Annotated in this window: 12 protein-coding genes and 1 pseudogene; 5 read left to right on the plus strand and 8 right to left on the minus strand. The window is 66.5% G+C overall.

Annotation, left to right across the window (positions count from 1 at the left end):
- Window positions 1–305: 305 nt before the first annotated feature.
- On the plus strand, window positions 306–1,088 hold the full coding sequence (locus JGR78_RS01530) for a cell wall hydrolase (protein WP_182793894.1): 783 nt from the start codon (window positions 306–308) through the stop codon (window positions 1,086–1,088).
- A 378-nt stretch (window positions 1,089–1,466) separates the two neighbouring features.
- Here JGR78_RS01530 and JGR78_RS01535 read toward each other — a convergent pair whose 3' ends face one another.
- Entirely contained in the window at window positions 1,467–2,066 is a 600-nt protein-coding gene (locus JGR78_RS01535) for a hypothetical protein (protein ID WP_182793895.1), read from the minus strand.
- The gene (locus JGR78_RS01540) at window positions 2,008–3,030 is read right to left on the minus strand and encodes a calcium-binding protein (protein ID WP_182805798.1); all 1,023 of its coding nucleotides are present in this window, start codon (window positions 3,028–3,030) and stop codon (window positions 2,008–2,010) included. Before JGR78_RS01540 ends, JGR78_RS01535 begins: the two co-directional genes overlap by 59 nt.
- Window positions 3,031–3,476: 446 nt before the next feature.
- On the opposite strand from JGR78_RS01540, the gene JGR78_RS01545 reads away from it, so the two are divergent.
- Window positions 3,477–3,632, plus strand: a complete 156-nt coding sequence (locus JGR78_RS01545; RefSeq protein WP_182793743.1) for a hypothetical protein — start codon at window positions 3,477–3,479, stop codon at window positions 3,630–3,632.
- A 59-nt stretch (window positions 3,633–3,691) separates the two neighbouring features.
- On the plus strand, window positions 3,692–4,507 hold the full coding sequence (locus JGR78_RS01550) for a DUF6635 family protein (RefSeq protein ID WP_182793742.1): 816 nt from the start codon (window positions 3,692–3,694) through the stop codon (window positions 4,505–4,507).
- Window positions 4,508–4,703: 196 nt separating this feature from the next.
- Here the strand turns inward: JGR78_RS01550 and JGR78_RS01555 are convergent, their stop codons facing one another.
- On the minus strand, window positions 4,704–4,928 hold the full coding sequence (locus JGR78_RS01555) for a transposase (protein ID WP_182793741.1): 225 nt from the start codon (window positions 4,926–4,928) through the stop codon (window positions 4,704–4,706).
- 255 nt (window positions 4,929–5,183) lie between these two features.
- Here JGR78_RS01555 and JGR78_RS01560 point away from each other — a divergent pair, with 255 nt between their 5' ends.
- Window positions 5,184–5,354, plus strand: a complete 171-nt coding sequence (locus JGR78_RS01560; RefSeq protein ID WP_182793740.1) for a hypothetical protein — start codon at window positions 5,184–5,186, stop codon at window positions 5,352–5,354.
- 46 nt (window positions 5,355–5,400) lie between these two features.
- On the opposite strand, the gene JGR78_RS01565 is transcribed toward JGR78_RS01560, so the two are convergent.
- The 5 genes from JGR78_RS01565 to JGR78_RS01585 form a co-directional block, all read right to left on the minus strand.
- Window positions 5,401–6,447: a lipocalin-like domain-containing protein gene (locus tag JGR78_RS01565; RefSeq protein ID WP_182793739.1), complete on the minus strand. Its 1,047-nt coding sequence runs from the start codon at window positions 6,445–6,447 to the stop codon at window positions 5,401–5,403.
- Window positions 6,437–8,785: an ABC transporter permease gene (locus JGR78_RS01570; RefSeq protein ID WP_182793745.1), complete on the minus strand. Its 2,349-nt coding sequence runs from the start codon at window positions 8,783–8,785 to the stop codon at window positions 6,437–6,439. The genes JGR78_RS01565 and JGR78_RS01570 overlap by 11 nt, the downstream gene beginning before the upstream one ends.
- 68 nt (window positions 8,786–8,853) lie before the next feature.
- Window positions 8,854–9,528, minus strand: coding sequence for an ABC transporter ATP-binding protein (locus JGR78_RS01575; protein ID WP_182805796.1), 675 nt, complete (start codon window positions 9,526–9,528; stop codon window positions 8,854–8,856).
- 116 nt (window positions 9,529–9,644) lie between these two features.
- On the minus strand, window positions 9,645–11,177 hold the full coding sequence (locus JGR78_RS01580) for an ATP-dependent RecD-like DNA helicase (protein WP_200559400.1): 1,533 nt from the start codon (window positions 11,175–11,177) through the stop codon (window positions 9,645–9,647).
- Window positions 11,178–11,225: 48 nt separating this feature from the next.
- The gene (locus JGR78_RS01585) at window positions 11,226–15,668 is read right to left on the minus strand and encodes a LamG-like jellyroll fold domain-containing protein (protein ID WP_200559401.1); all 4,443 of its coding nucleotides are present in this window, start codon (window positions 15,666–15,668) and stop codon (window positions 11,226–11,228) included.
- Between the two features lie 255 nt (window positions 15,669–15,923).
- Between JGR78_RS01585 and groEL the strand changes: the two are divergent.
- Window positions 15,924–16,178 (plus strand): annotated as a pseudogene (gene groEL / locus JGR78_RS01590) (chaperonin GroEL); the annotation flags it as partial.
- Between the last annotated feature and the right edge of the window lie 91 nt (window positions 16,179–16,269).

Below are 16,269 nucleotides of genomic sequence, written 5' to 3' on the forward strand. Positions count from 1 at the left end.
GCGGTGCCTCGGCCCCCCTCATAGCCCAGATGTGCGGTCAGTTCCTTCACCAGCCCGGCGTCACCCAGCAGATCCACAGGCCGTTGCAGCCCTTCAAGGGTTAGGTAGAAACCGTCATCGTCCCTTACCCCTCTCGGCAGGCATGGACCGGATCAGTCATCCACAGAAGACTGGGCACTCTCTGGCGCCGAGTCATCATTGATGCACCCTGATCGGCTGAGCCAACAGCCACGTCGAAAGCGCGGCTGATCGCGGAACAGTTTCGTGGCAGGCGCGGTTTCTGAACTGATCGAAGGAGTAGCCCGATGATCCGAGCGCTTCTCGCCACGACCATCGCCCTCGTTGCCACGTGGCACTCAGACACCCTGGTTCGTGCTCATGTCGCTGAGACCCATGACCGGCAGCCGCCTTCCTCCACCAAGGCGCACCGATTCCCAACATCGTTCGACCTCACACGTCTCGCAGTCATGGATGCGCAGCCCCTGATCTCGCTGGATCGCTTCACATCCTCGGCCACTGCACTCAGGCAGCCCAGCCCTGTACCCACGCCTCCGGATCTGACGCTTGAGGCCGCCCCTGCTCCTGTGCCGCGTCCCCTCAGGGTTATCGTGTCTCGCCCGCTCCCTCGTCCTGCCATGCCCGAGCAAATCCTGGAGGGCGCAAGTATCCCCCTGCCACCGGCCTCTCTACGCAATGCGAGCGATCTCTCCTGCATCGCCGTGGCGATCTATCATGAGGCACGTGATCAGGAGGACTTCGGCCAGCGCGCTGTCGCTTCGGTGATCCTTCAGCGCGTTGCAGTCCCGCACCGTTGGGGCGGCACGGCCTGCGACAACGTTGTCCCAACGCAGTTCAGCTTCCTGACCTCACGCTATGATTACCCGCCGATCGACGACATGAAGGCGTGGGAGAAGGCGGTGCGCTTCGCCGCCCATGCCTTGCTTGAAGGCCCCATGCCTGAACTCAAGGGTGCTGATCACTACCACACCACGGCCGTATCGCCCCCATGGGCGCCGAGAATGGCCCGAGTTCGGCTGATTGACGATCACGTCTTCTACGTTGATCCTCGCTCTTCCTTATCCCTGTAGTGCCAGCGGCCCATGCTGTGCCAGCCTCTCTGTGCCGGTCCCACATTCCCCCGGACAACACCCGGGGGAATGGCTGCGATCCTCACGCCTCCGGCAGGTCCGATGCGCCATGGAGAAAGAAGCGCACCATGGCCGTGGCGGCATCGGGTCCGCGCGGATCGGTGTGGGAGCCGCTCGGGTGTCCTCCGGACCAAGCGTGCTGCGCCCCGTCAATCATCCAGCTCTCGATCCCATGGGTGCCGTCCTTCCGTTTCGTGACGAGGCGCGTGTACCCGCGGACTCCACCCGCGACTCCTGCGGACAGAGCTCATTGAGTGCCGACTGCCAGTCAGCACTCAATGCTTTTCTTGCTTCCTGCCAAGACGCCTCGTCGCCGTTTCAGACGAACAGGAAGCTCGATGCTGCAAGATCTGTGACATCGACCACCGTCACCACGTCCTCGCCCTGATGGCTCGAACGGGAGGCCGCGCCATAGTCGATGCGGGTACCGCCCTCTTGGAGGGAGATGAAGCGGTCGGCGTCGTCGAGCCTTCCGTTGCGGTTGGTGTCGAGATCGGACCACTTCAGCTTCGGCATCGCGAACTGGATGGCGTCGACGTCCTCGCTGCGGAAGTCCATGATCTGGTCGCGCCCGCCATTAGCCCTGAAGACAAAGGTGTCTGCTCCCCTGGTGAGAACCACCTCCCTGCCGGCTGTGGCCTCGCCGTCACCCCAGAGAATGTCATCGCCGCGGCCACCTATGATCCTGTCATCCCCACCGATTAGTTCGGCCGCACCCCATGGATAGTCCGGGTTGCCACTTCTGACCGTTCCGTCACCGTAGATCACGTCATCGCCGTCGCCGCCGAGGATCCTGTCATTCCCGCCGGCGAGAGAGGCCGTTTCTCCACCGTAGATCATTCCATCGCCGTGGAGCGTATCATCTCCGCTGCCGCCCTCGATGCGGTCCAGACCCGCCGACAAGGGTCGAATAGCCATTGGTATCCATGCTCCCGTCACCGAGCACGGAATCCGCGCCCGATCCTGCGATGATCGTGTCATTGCCTCCCGCCAGATTGCCGGTGCCGAGGTTGTGGCCCGGTGCCGCGCTCAACTCTCCGTCTCCACGGATCGTGTCATTGCCCGATCCGGCATCGAGAAGGTCGTTGCCTCCTTCGATCACGACCCCTCCGCCATTGGCCCAGCCGTTACCCACCATGAGGTCGTTGCCGCTGCCGCCCCGGATCCTGTCATCTCCGCCAATGAGCTTCGCGAAGGATCTGAAGGTCCCGATCCCGCCATCGCCATAAAGGACATCGTCGCCTGCGCCGCCATGCAGGCTGTCCCTGCCTCCCGTCATCTCTCCGTCGCCGAAACTGCCCGCAGAGATGATGCCGTCCCCATAGAGAGTGTCCTGGCCCTTGCCGCCGTCCAGGAGGTCGCTGCCGCCGGTCCTGTAGCCGCTGGTGGAAATAGTCCCCGAGGCGATACCGTCTCCATAGAGGAGGTCATTGCCGTCCCAAGCAAACAGGCTGTCGGCACCGCCAATCATCCAGGCGCGCTCGCTGACAGGGCCTGCCATTGCATGGCCGTCTCCAAAAAGCACGTCATTGCCAGAGCCAGCATGAAGGATGTCACGAACGCTGCGGATACCCGAACTGCGTGCATATTCCCGGGTGCCGGTGGTTCCATCGCCGTAGAGCGTGTCCTCTCCGGCACCACCATGCAGGAGGTCATTGCCGCCGTTGATCGTTGCTACGGCGCTGTATCCGCCCCCCATGACGCGGCCGTCGCCCCAAAGCATGTCGTTGCCCTGCCCGCCGTGCAGGGCATCTGTGGCGCCACGCAGATCGGCCTTCTCGCCATCGTCCCTGCTGACGTCCCCGTCACCCAGCAGACTGTCGGCGCCGCCGAGACCGAGAATGAGGTCGCGGCCCGGCGACCCCACCAGATAGTCGGCCAAGTTCGAGCCTTTTTTGTGATTTATGGCCATGCTGGTAACCCATTTACCTCTTGAGAAGCGAATGCCGTCGAGGATCAACGGATAAAGGAATGATGGCACAGGACAGCTCGGTTACAAAATCCGATAAAAGATAATTCAATGCTTAAAACGCTCGCGGAGTGTTCGCAGAATGAATTTGTAATCGCCTACAAGGTGCGGATGCCTTCTTTTCAGTTATTATCCGTACCTTGCCTCTGATGATGTGGCTGCCCCTGAAATGTTCATTGTAAAAAATCTAGATTATTGTTCTTCAGATCATTGCGTCATTATTTCAACTCACGCCTAAATCTTCTGCGCCTACGCCGCTGCGCCGCCTGCAGCTGACTGACGGCCTGCAGTCTTGCAATGTCCTGTTCGACCTCCGTCACCACCATGCCGCTGTTGGTCCCCGCGACCATGCAAAGGTCATGTCGAGCGTCTACGACCTTACCAACCAGCCGCCGTGGTCGGCTGCAACAGCATCAAAACCGATCAGCAAGCAGAGCGACCAGCTTGAACCAGCCGTGAACCTGTCTGGGATCGAGGAAGTGCTCGCTCGCTTCCCTGTAACCGCACGCCTTTGATCCCCTGCCGGATGGACATACATAATTGACGGGCCAGCCTGATGAGGTCGCACGCGTCCATGCAGCACAACTCGACTGACAAGCCGCGGGACGCGGAGATTCGCCGGTTCGTACGCGCCACATACGGCGTGAAGGGAACGTTGACCCTGCACCGGGCAGCCCTGCCTTGGGACATGGTGCGGGCGCCTGTCAACGTGATGCTGTCGCCCATGTTCCTGCTGATCAAACTGAGCGCTCGGCTCGCGGATCTTTGTCGCTTGCGATGGCTTGGGCGATGGCTGGCGACGCGAAGGATATTCCTGACCTCGGATCTGTCGCGCCAGTTGGAATCCAATCTGAGGGGCTTCTTCGCTCAACTCGACCAGAGAGGGATTTCGCCGGCTGCCTCGGACGATGAAATCGATGCCGCAATCTCCAGCTATGCCGAGACGCGTAACGCGGTTGCCGAGATCACGACCTCGCTGATCGTGGTGCTTGCCGGGTTGCTCATCTTCCATCGCGTCACCCCCGGGGTCATCTCTCTAGCGGGACCGGTGGCGCATCTGAGGGCACAGGCGCAGGCCATCGAGGATTTCGCCTTGGGCAGCTGGATCGGGCGGATGTGGTACGGGGCGTTCCCGACCGAACTTTCCACGGCCGAGCTTTTCTTCGCTGGTCTGTTTCTGACCGGAGCCGCCTCGCTTGTGACCACTTTTGCGGGCTTGCTGGCCGATCCGATTCAGCTTTGGACAGGCATCCATCGCCGGCGACTGAGCCGCATGTTGGAACGGCTCGACCGCAAGCATGCGCCACCCGCGTTGGAACGGGAGCATCTCCTTGCCCGCGCCGGCGATCTTGGCGATGTCGCGGCGTGGCTGTGGCGCAGCTGGCGATAAGGAGCAGGCGGAAACGCCGGTGGAGCCGCTGAAAGTTGGTGATGGAAATTTGTAGGAACGTCTGATGAACTGAACCGGCTGCGCCGAGTTGGCTCCCTGACAGTCAGACCGCCTGCGCGACTTCACAGTTCTGACTGATTTCCGGGCTTTCACGCCGCCATGGCGGAATTTTTTTGATTCTTGGACAGCCTCGTCCTTATGCCTTCAGCCTCCTTCGCAACAGAAACAGGTTGCCGAGCGCGAACAGCGTCAAAGGTTGGATGCGGTTCTTGGCGAGGCTGCGGTAGTGGGTCTTCACGTGGCCGAACTGGCGCTTGATCACTCGAGACGGGCGCTCGACCTTGGCCCGCACCATGGCGAGGAGGCGGTTGATCCGTTCGTCAAGGGGATGCAGCTTGCCGTCTTTCAAGGCCTTGCGCATTATACCCCAGACCCTGCCTGGCGCCTTGAACGCAGCCTCGGGATGGCGCTGACATAGCCTTTGTCAGCCCAGACCGACGTCTCCTCGCCGTGCAGCAGTCCGTCCCAGACCTGGCTGTCGTGGAGCCTGGCAGTCGAGATTGTGGGTCACAACCAGTGGAACGCGCAAGAGTTCGCAACTCGAAAGTTGGATTTGGACCTGACCCGCAGATCACCGTACCGGCCAGCGGCTTCTGAAGATGCCGCATGAAATGCCTTGCAGAAGACCGCACGCGATCACACGCTCAAGAAGGAAAAAGGCTTCTTGCACTGGGGACAGCAATCACAGAAGAAGCGCGTCTCCGCTGCTGGTTCCATCATGAGGCACTTCAGCCTGGCGGCCCTGATTTTGGACAGATTCATTCTGGGCACCGCCATGCTTCTGTAGCGCCGAGCCGGAGGACGCCAGTTGCCGGCATACTGCCTTGGGACTGTCACTCCGGGGGATATCCTGTCATTTCCAGGTAGCCGCGCCCGGTGACGGTGCCGCCGACCCTGACTGGGCCTTCCCAATAGGGTACCGAGGTTGTCATGCGGCTCTGCGGATTGACCGCCTCGACCACCAGCGCCAGCTCCTCGCCGGGCAGGTCCACGGACCAGGACACCGGCGGCGTCCCCCGGCCGGGGCGCAGGGCGATGTCATTGCCACCTAATGTCCGCACGCGGCCATCCGCCTCGATCAGGCTGCCGAAGAGGTATGGCTCGGCCCCCCGGACGCGGGCCACCATCAGCTTGCGGCCATCGTCGAGATGGAAGGCGAACCAGTCCCAGCCGCTCTGACTGCGGTCGAGGGGCTGCGAGGACCACTCGCGGTCCAGCCATGCAAGGCCGGTGACCTCCACATTGCCCTCGGGCAGCATCAGGCTACCCGTCACGCGATAGAAGGGCTGGCTGTAATAGTGGCTCGCCTGCCCGCCCGGCCCCTTGACCGAATAGCCGCCCTGCCCGTGCAGGACGAGCGGGCCGTCCGCCACGGCTTCCAGCGCATAGGCGAAGTCGCTGCCCCGCGCCTTGATCGTCAGCCGGTCGATGCCTCCGGCGCCCTCGGGCGCGCGCATGGACCAGTCGTCGATCCAGGCCGCGAAGGGCTGGGCGGTCACGCCCGCCTGGCCGATGCCGCCGCGGCCGAAGCGCTCGGCGAGGTGATGGCTGTCCGGCATAGTCACGGCGGCATGGGCCATCCAGACCTGCGGGACCGACCAGCCCTTGCCGGTCCCGTCGGGCGACAGGGCCGAGCGGAACAGCGTCCATTGCGCCCCGTAGTCGCGACCGTCCGCGTCGCGCAGGTTGGCAGTCAGGTACCACCATTCGATGCGGAAATCCTCATGCGCGCCGTGGTCCTGCGGAAAGGCAAGTTCGCGGGTGGGATCGGGCAGGGCAAAGCCCTCGACATTGATTCCGAGGCCGGCGAAGCCCTGCTCCTGCCCCCAGGCGGGCAGGGTGCCGAGGATCAGCAGGATGAGCCATCGGCTAGCGTTCATCGGCGAAGACCCTCAAGAGTTGCGCGGGCGTGATGCGGGCCAGGCGCAGCGCCGGCAGCGCGCCCGCCGCAAGTGCTGTCGCCAGCGCCGCGAGGCCGAGGCGCGCGATCAGCTCGGGCGACAGGCGCATCGGCAACTGCCAGCCGAAGGCCTCGACGTTGATGACGGCCAGAAGCATCCAGGCGAGACCCAGGCCCACCGGCACCGCATAGACCGCCGTCGCCGCCGCCAGCGCCAGCGTCCGCGCCAGTTCCAGCCGCGCCAGCCGCCGCCGCGTCAAGCCTGCGGCCCAGACCGGGGCCAGCTGCGGCAGCCGCATCGAGGCCAGAGTCAGCAGCCCTGTCAGCAGCGCGATCCCCGCCACGCCCAGAGTCAGGACGTTCAGGGCGGCGGTGACGGCAAAGGTCCGCTCGAAGATCCGCAGCGACACTGCCTTGACCTGCCGCTGGTCGGTCACGGCGCTGTCGGGCAGGTCGAAGCGTTCCCGCAGCGCCTCGGCCAGCGCCGCCGCGCGCTCCGGGGCCACACGAACCGCCTGGTTGAGGCGCGGCGCATCGGGGAAGCGGCGCATGAAGCTGCCCTGCCCGAGGATCGCCTGCGGGCTGGGGTTGCCGTAATCGGAATAAACTCCCGCCACCGGCAGCGCGCCGCCGGGCAGGTCGAGGCTGTCGCCCAAGGCGAGGCCCGCGCGCCGGTAAAGCTGTTCGTTCACCAGCACCGCCGTCCCTCGGGCCACCTCGTCCCAGGCGCCCGGTCGCGCGCGCAGGATCGGCCAGTGCTGGCGATAGGTCGCGTGATCGACGACGCCGAAGACGCGGCCGGGCTGGCCCCGCAGTGGGACTTCCATGCTCCAGATCGGCAGGATGGCGTCCACCTGCGGGGCCAGCCAGTCGCGGATGGCGGCGGCCTCGGGCTCGTTGCGGGCGTTGACGTAAAGCTCGGCCACGAGGCGCTGGTCCAGCCAGCCGGTGAAGGTGCTGCGGAAGCTGCCGACCATCGTGCCCACGCCGATGTTCGCGGCCAGCGCCAGCATCAGCGCCATCAGGGCCAGCGACAGCCCGCCGAGCTGCTGGCGCGTGTCGGCGACGAACCATTGCGCCAGCACGCCGCGGGTGCGTCCCGAAAGCCAGCGCAGCGCCGCGTCCAGCACCACCGGCAGCAGCAGCGCCGCCGCCAGAAGCCCGCAGGCCAGCGCGGCAAAGCCCCCGACCAGCCCGCCCCAAGCGAGGCAGAGCGGCAGCGCCAGCACCAGCGCTCCCACCGCCACCATCTGCCGCCGCAACCCGCGCGCCGCGGCCAAGGCCCAAGGCCGGGCCTGCCCCGCCGCCAGCAGCGGCATCCGCGCAGTCCGCAGCAACCCGCGCGCGCCTGCCAAGCCGGCGCCGGCCAGCGCCATGCCCAAGCCCGACAGCATCCATCCGGGTCGCAGGGCGAGCGCACCGGACACCTCGGCCCCGTAGAGCCCCGACAGCGTCGCCGCCACCCCCGGCATCAGCGCCGCCGCCACGGCCCATCCCAACAGGATGCCCGCAAGCCCCGCGACCAGGGCCAGGATCGCCAACTCCGCCGCCATCACCCCCAGCACCTCGGCCAGCGGCACCCCGAGCGCGCGCAATGTGCGGACCACCTGGCGGCGCTGCTCGAAGGCCAGGCCCACGGCGGATTGGGTGATGAACAGGCCCACGATGAAGGACAAGAGCGCAAAGGCCGTGAGGTTGAGATGGAAGCTCGCCGTCAGTGCCGCCGGATCGGCGCGGTCCTGCGGCGACTTTAGCAGCAGATGCGGCGCGATCTTTTCCAGCGGCGGCAGCCCTTGGGGCTGGTCCGGCGCGACGACCAGCGCCGAAAGCCGGTCGCCAAGCCCGAGCAGCCGTTGCGCGATCCCCACATCCACCACCAGCGTGTCCGGCGGCAGGCCTTCACGCTGCGCGACGGTCAGGCCGCCGAGGTCGGCGCCCTCCAGTTCCCGAATGGTCGCCTCATCCGCATAGCCAAGGCCCGGCGGGGTGATGAAACCCAGCAGGTCGCCCGCCCCGATCTCTGCGCCCTGGGCCGGCCCGAGCGCCACCCGCGTCGCCGGCTCGATCCCCAGCACAGCGACGCGGCCCTCGCCCGCACGCAGCCTCCCCTCGACTAGCGGCGAGACGATCCAGCCCGCGCGCCGCAGCGCCACATGGTCGGCGGTCGTCAGGACCGTGCCCGGTCCCGGCTCCAGCCGGTCCAGTGCGCCGGTGCCGAACTGGTCGGCAGCCTCGGCATAGCTCGCCCGCGCCTCGGCGTTCACCGCCTGCACGCCCGACCACAGCGCCGTCGCCAGCATGATGCCCGCCAGCAGCATGGCAAGCTGCAACGGCCGCCGGCGCCAGTGCGACAGCAGCGCCAAGAGCACGAGGCGCGCCCGCCCGATCACGCGAGGCGTCCGGCGCTGAGATGGACACGGCGGTCGCACAATCCCGCCAGCCGCAGCGAATGGGTGACCAGCACCAGCGTCGTGCCCTGCCCGCGGACCAGCGACAGCATCAGTGCGGCCACCGCATCGCCGGTCGCCTCGTCCAGATTGCCGGTCGGCTCGTCCGCCAGCACCAGCGGCGGCTGCCCGGCCAGCGCCCGCCCGATCGCAACCCGCTGCTGCTGCCCGCCCGACAGCTGTTCCGGGTAGCGCCCCATCAGGCCCGACAGCCCCAGCGCCTCGGCCAGCGCGGTCACGCGCGCCGGATCGTGACGTTTTGCCAGGCGAGCCTGAAAGGCCAGGTTCGCGGCGACCGTCAAGGACGGGATCAGGTTGAACTGCTGGAAAACCATCCCGACCCGGTCCCGACGCAGCGCCGCGCGGGCGCGGTCGTCAGCCGCGCGCAGGTCGGTCCCCAAGACCGTCAGCGCACCCCCATCCGCCACGTCGAGCCCGGCAATCAGGTGCAGCAGCGTGCTCTTGCCGCTGCCCGACTCGCCTGTCACAGCGAGGCTTTCGCCCAGGCGCAACGCCAGATCGACCCCGTTGAGGACCGCCACCGGCCCGCCCACGGAGGGAAATGCCTTGACGATCCCCCGGGCGCTGACGACTTCGGCATTCCCGCTGCTCATCCCGGCTCCGCTGAATCCAGCCTGCCGACAATATGAACAGCACCTTGCGCGTTACCACAACCGGCCATCGCCTGGTTGCCGTGGATGGTATTGTGCGTCTGAGGCGAACCCGGACCCTACGCCGCGGCGAGCCATTCAGCGAACTTCGTCCAGCGCCGCCGTCCCGCGACATTTCTCACGGCAATGGCGATGGCCTTCCTCTGGCCCACCAGCACGACCAGCTTCCTGCCGCGGGTGACGCCGGTATAAAGCAGGTTGCGCTGCAGCATGGCGTAGTGCTGGGTCATCACCGGGATCACCACCGCCGGATATTCCGACCCCTGCGCCTTGTGGATCGTGGCCGCACAGGCCGGCACGACGGTGTCGAGCTCACCGAGGCCGAAGACGACCGAACGCCCCTCAAAGTCGATCGTCACTTCGCCCTCTTCGGGATCGACCGCCTCGATCCGGCCGATGTCGCCGTTCCAGACCTCCTTGTCGTAGTCGTTCTCGACCTGCATGACCTTGTCGCCCGGCGCGAAGGTCCAGCCGAACCGCTCGACCTTGGGGGCACCCGCCCCATTGAGGGCCGCCTGCAGTTCGATGTTGAGCGCCCGCGCGCCCACGCCGCCGCGGTTCATCGGGCAGAGCACCTGGATGTCGCGGATGGGGTCCAACCCGAAGCGGCGCGGGATACGGTGGCGCACCAGTTCGACAATGCGCGCCCCCGCCTGTTCGGGCTCCTCCGCCCGCACGAAGCAGAAGTCCGTTTCACCCTCGGGCGCCGAGAGGTCCGGCAGCCGCACCTCGTTGATCCGGTGGGCGCTGGTGATGATGCGGCTCTGCGCGGCTTGGCGGAACACCTCGGTCAGCCGCACCACCGGCACCGCGCCGGAGCCGATGATATCGGCCAGCACCTGACCGGGCCCGACCGAGGGCAGCTGGTCGATGTCGCCCACGATCAGCAGCGCGGCCGCGCCCGGCACCGCCTTCAGCAGCGACTGCATGAGGGGGACATCCACCATCGAGCTTTCGTCGATGACCAGCAGATCGCAGGCGAGCGGGTTCTCGTCGCTGCGCTTGAAGCCGGCGGTCGCGGGATCGGACTCGAGCAGCCGCCGGTGGATGGTGCGGGCCTCCACGCCCATGGCCTCCGTCATGCGCTTGGCCGCCCTCCCGGTGGGGGCGCAGAGCAGCAGACGGGTGCCCTTGGCCGCAAGGATGCGCAGGATGGCATTGACCAGGGTGGTCTTGCCGACGCCGGGTCCGCCGGTGATCACCAGCACCTTGGAGCGCAGCGCCAGGCGAACGGCCCCGGCCTGGCTGGCGGCGAGCGTGAGGCCCGTCGCCTGCTCGATCCACGGCAGGGCGCGCGCGGCATCGATCTCCGGCCACGGCAGCGCGCCGCTCGCGAGGCGCTTGAGATGCGCGGCGATGCCGCGCTCGGCCTGGTGAAGCCCGGTCAGGAACACGCAGTCCGTATCGCCCACCCCATCCGCCGTGACCGTGCCCTCGGCCAGTTCCAGAGCCATCGCACGCGCGATGAGCTCGACCGGCACCTCCAGCAGCTTTTCCGCGAGCCCTGCCAGATCTGTCCGCGGCAGCCCGCAATGCCCCTGGCCCTTGGCCTCGGAGAGCGCGAAGGAGATCCCCGCCTGCACCCGGATCATGGCGGTCCTCTCGATTCGGCCTCATCTCGAGTTCCGCAACAACGCCCCTCAGATCGCCCAGATGTCAGCGGCTCTGGCGTCATCGGCCAGAGAGACGACAACAAGGTCATCATAGCTCGTGCCGGGCGCTCCCCAGTTGTAGAGGCCGAAGGTGCCGGCGTCCGGGGTGTCGGTGCGGATCGGGTCGAACAGCGCGGTACCGTTGACCCAGGCCGAGATCGTACCGTCCTCGAAGTCGAGGCGCAGGCGGTTGGTTTCGTCCGGATGATAGTTCACCGGCGCCTGCCACGCGATCTCCTCGATCCCCTCGGCGACGCTGACCAGCTGCGAGGTGCCGCCTTCGCGATCAAGCTCGAGCTTCATGTGGTTCTGCGCATCGGCATAGGCGAACACCAGACCCACAGCGCCGCCGGAGGGCGCCGAGAAGTCGAACTCGACCGAATAGTCCGACCAGTCCGCCGCCGCCGGATCGTCCCAGAGGGCATAAGTGCCTTTGCGCAGCACGTGATGGCCATCGCCCAGCGGGCTCCAGTTCAGGCCCCAGTAGGAGTTGGGCGCGGTGTCCCCCGACCCCATCAGCTGGCGGCTGTAGCGGTCTGCAGCCTGGGTCAGCGCGCCGTCCACGATCGACCAGGCAGCGGGATCGCCGAGTTCGCCTTCGTCCACGAAGCGCCAGCCGTCGTTGCCGGACCCGAAGTCCTCGGCCAGCAGCAGGTCGTCGGCAGCAACGATCTCGATCATCGCAGTGTCGCGGTCGGTCGCGCCGGCCCGCGTCTGCACCAGTTCGACCAGATGCGACCCCACCTCCAGATCGACGGTAGCGCGGGCACCCTTGGCGAGAAGTTCGCCGTCTTCATACCACCTGGATTTGCCGCGGCCGGACGCTGCGGTCAGGTCCACCTCGACGGTTCCATCGCCGTCGAAATCGATCACCCGGCGCGCATCGCCCGCATCGGCGATGAAGCCTCCGCGGCGCACTTCGATGTCGTCGATGACCGCGCGTGGCGTCGTCCCCTCGTGGAACACGCCGACGGTTCCTCGCCGCAGCGGATGGTCGTCGAACACCGTGCCGCCGAACAGCAGATCGCCATCCACCGCGGCGGTCATCTGGCCCCGGCTGACCGAAAGCTCGGCGTCGAAGCGCATGTCGAACGGCGCCGATCTCGTCTCGGTGGCGAGGACTTCCCGTTCGCCGTCGATGATCCGTGCGAGACGGATCTCATGGGCCGCGGTGTCGAACTCAAGCCGGTACATCGAGTCGCCGCGGGCATTGGCGACCAGACCCATCGCTGCCGTTCCCTCGTTCTCGATGGTGGCCCGGACGGTGTAGTTCCTCCAGCCTGCCGCGCCCGCCCCGTTGTAAAGGATCAGGCCCGGCTCGTCGCTGAGGTTGCGCAGGTAGGCCTGCGCAACGCCGCCGGCCGAGTTCGCCGCCCCGGTGGCCTGCCAGTCCCCCGCGGCCGCGGTCCAGCCATCCAGATCGCCGTCGTTGAAGTCCTCGAACAGAAGCGTGTCTTGGTCGATCCCGACCGCCATCATCGAATCGCTCGAGGTGACGCCCTCGGCATCTGTCACCGTCAGGTTATAGCGCTCATGGCCGGGTCGGGCAGCGATCGAGGCGGTCAGCGCATCGGCGACGACGACCCCGTTCGAGTCGGTCCAGACCGCCGAAACGATCTGCCCGAGCTTGTCCACCACGCCCGAGCCGTCCAGCGTCACGCTGTCCGTCTCGTCGAGGTTGACCACCACGTCCTCGCCCGCATCGGCGCGGAACTGCGTCGCCACCCCGCCAAGGTCGATGCCCTCGAAGCTTTCCTGATGCTCGAGGAAGCGCCCCGTCAGCGCGACCCCGGTGCTGCCGCCGATCTCCTGGCCCATGCTGCCGGTGCCGAGGGTCGGGACGAAGTCCCCGTTCGAGAAGTCGAACTGCACGCCGTTCACGCCCGCGGGCAGGGCCGTGAACGGGCCGTCCGCATCCACCCCGCCCAAACCCGCGACCTCGGCGCCGGTCATCGCCGTTTCGACCATCGCGAAGGACGACAGCAGCCAGCCGTCGGGCACCTCCAGCGAGTCGTCGCCGAACAGAAGGAACCCGTCCTTGTTGATGATGCGGCGGTCGCCTTCGAACACCTGCGAGCCCATCAGAACGCCGTTGACATATTTGTCGGCGCGCCATGCGGGGTCCTCGCCCGGCACCCGCTCGAACACGACGGCGACGCGGCTCCAGGCGTCCAGCGCAAAGGGGCCATCGTCCTGCCCGTCGCCGCCGATCAGGCCCTCGGACCCCCCCTGTATCCAGAGGTCGCCGTCCGACAGGTTTTCAAGGTCGGTCTGCAGGATCGAGCTGAGCCCGATTCCGCTGGGAATGAACATGTCCCAGACCAGCGTATAATTCTGGTAAGTGGCGCCGCCCCCGGCAGGATCAAAGCCGGGGACGACCTTGAGGCCGTTGTCCGGGTCGAGCTGCGGCAGGCGGATCGCCCGCGCGCTGCCATCGTCGCCGGGGATCGGCGGGGCCCCAAGGCCGTCCGTGGTGCCGAAGTCCACCGGCTGGATCTCGCGGTCGGGCACCGCGATGGTGCCGCTTCCGTCGCGCGATGGCACCGGATCGCCGCGCGATGCGGTCATGAAGGTGTCGAGTTCGGTATAGTAGGTTTCCGTGTGCACGGAGTCGTTGTCGGGGTCGATCACCAGCAGGCGCATGGCGCCGTTGCCGCCCCGGCCGTCCTCGTCCGGGTCGCCCGCGGTCTGGATGATGGGCGACACGCCGTTCTGATAGTTGACGAACATCTGGAACACCTTGTTCCCCTGCGCGCCATAGCGGACGATGGTCTCGGCGCCGTCGCCGAAGACATGGCCCGAGAACACGAAGCTGACGTTGCCATGCTTCGAGATCAGGCTGTCCCAGATGTCCCGGCCGTCGTTGACGCCCTGCGGATCACCGCCCATGCCATAGTCCTTGCCGGTGCCTTCGGTATATAGCGGCCCGGATTGCGGCCCGGCGATGTCGCCGAAATTGGTGTAATGGTGGGTCGAGACCATCGCCCGGTGGTCCGAGAACTCGGTCAGCACCTCGTCGGCCCATCGCAGCACGTCGTCGCGCGGCCCGAACTCCATGTTGAGCGAGATCCACCTGGTGCCATCCGGCGCGGTGAAGGTCTTGTAGTTGTTCCTGGCGCTGTCCGGCTCGCCATCATAGACGTCATGCGCCTCGGCCGCCGAGTCGGCGAAATAGCGATCCATGCCGAAGAACGCGTCGAGGTTCGAGCTGTGGTCGTTTGCGCTTCCCCCGGCGGCCTGGTCGTGGTTGCGGGGCAGAAGCGAATACTTGATGCCGGCGGCCTCAAGCGCCTCATAGGCGTCGGATGCGATCTGCCACTGATCGGGAAGGTTCGAGCCGGTGATGTCGCCCACATGGGCGACGAACTGGACGTTCATCGTGTCCTTGTTGTCGGCCAGGAATCGGGTCATGTCGCCGAAGATATGCGTGTGCTCCTCGGTATAGTTCTGGGTGTCGGGCAGCACCGCGACCGTATAGGCGTTCTCGCCCGCGACCCGGACCCGGAACAGGTCGGTGAAGCTGTTGCCGAGGTCGTCAGTGGCCGTCACCCGCAGGTCGGTGAAGCCCAGCGTCTTGGTGTCCACCACCAGCTTGCCGTCCACGAGCCTTGCATCCACGGCGGTGTTGTCGCTGTTGGCAAAGCTGAAGGTCAGGTTCTCGCCGAAGAAATGGCCGGCGACGTCGATCGCGATGGTCTCGCCGCTTGTCAGCAGCAGGTGGTTCAGCGCGTCGGTGACGCCCACGGCCTTGAAGCTGCGGGCAACGATCTCGGCCTCGCCCGCGCTCGCCTGCCCGGTGCCGCGCTCGATCTGCGAGCCGCCGGCGAAGTCGAACTCGAACAGCCGATCACCGGCGGGGGCGCTTCCAATGGCACCGCCCGGAACGTGGCCACCCAGCGCCGCGACCTCCGACGCATCGAGGACCCGGTCCAGCAGCGAGAAGCTCGCCAGCTCGCCGCTGAAGGTCTCGTTGCTCTCGTCGGCAAGGATCATGAAGCCCTTTTCCGCCGAGATGGTGAACCGCCCGGTCTGCCCGGTCTGCGTGCCCACCAGGGCGCCATCTACATATTTGTCGATCCGGCTGCTGCCGTCGCCAAGCCCGGTCACGGCAAAGGCGACGCGCGCCCATTCTCCGGCGCGCACCTCGCCCTCGTACTGGCCCGAGATCCCGATCCCGAAGACCCCGGGACCCGTCCGGGTCAGGAACAGGTCGGCGTCCGAGGCATTGACCCCGTCGGTCTGGAACAGCCCGCCGAAATCGCCGGGCTGGTCGTCCGGAACCCGGATGTCATAGACCAGCGTATAGGACGACAGGTTGTCGTCGAGCTGCGGCAGGATCTGGTAGCCGCCTTCCGGCCCCTCGGCCTTGAAAGCCAGGCTGGTTGCGGTCACGGCTGTCGCAGCGCCGAGCATGTCTGCGTTCTGCATCATCTGCGTCATTGTCGCGCTCCAGGGTTGGGGTTCCGGCTTCTCTCGCGTCGTCGCGCCTGTTCCGGGGGGTTCCAAAGGCAAGGCAGCAGCAGCGATGACCGACGAGTGTGACGCCTTGATGTCGCTACCGCAGAGGTAGCGTGTCGGTGGCGGGATCCTGCGCAAGGCGTTCGCGAACTCTCGCGGCCATAGCCGTCAGGCCAACGATGCATCAGATTTGAATGGGCCACCCAACGAGGCTGCTGCGCGGCAGGCGCCGTCCTGACTGGCGGCCAGGTGATCAGCGCGGACCTGGGCATGAAGCTGGATAATGTCGGCATCGACATGCTCGGGCGTGCCATGCGGACTTCGATCAGCAAGGACAACACCACCATCGTCGATGGCGCCGGTGAGAAGGCCGAGATCAAGCCCCGCGTTAGCCAGCAGATCGAGGAAACCACCTTGGACTGCGACAAGGAAAAGCTGCAGGAGCGTGTAGCCAGGCTGGCAGGCGGCGGCGCCGTCAGCCGGTAGCCGCGTTCCCGTCTGGCCAGCTCGGCAGATCCGAACGTTTGCCGGTGTCATCCTCGACGTGCAAGTCGTCGTGACCCCGGTCAGAACG

The organism is Paracoccus sp. MC1862, assembly GCF_016617715.1.
Classification (GTDB): Bacteria; Pseudomonadota; Alphaproteobacteria; order Rhodobacterales; family Rhodobacteraceae; genus Paracoccus.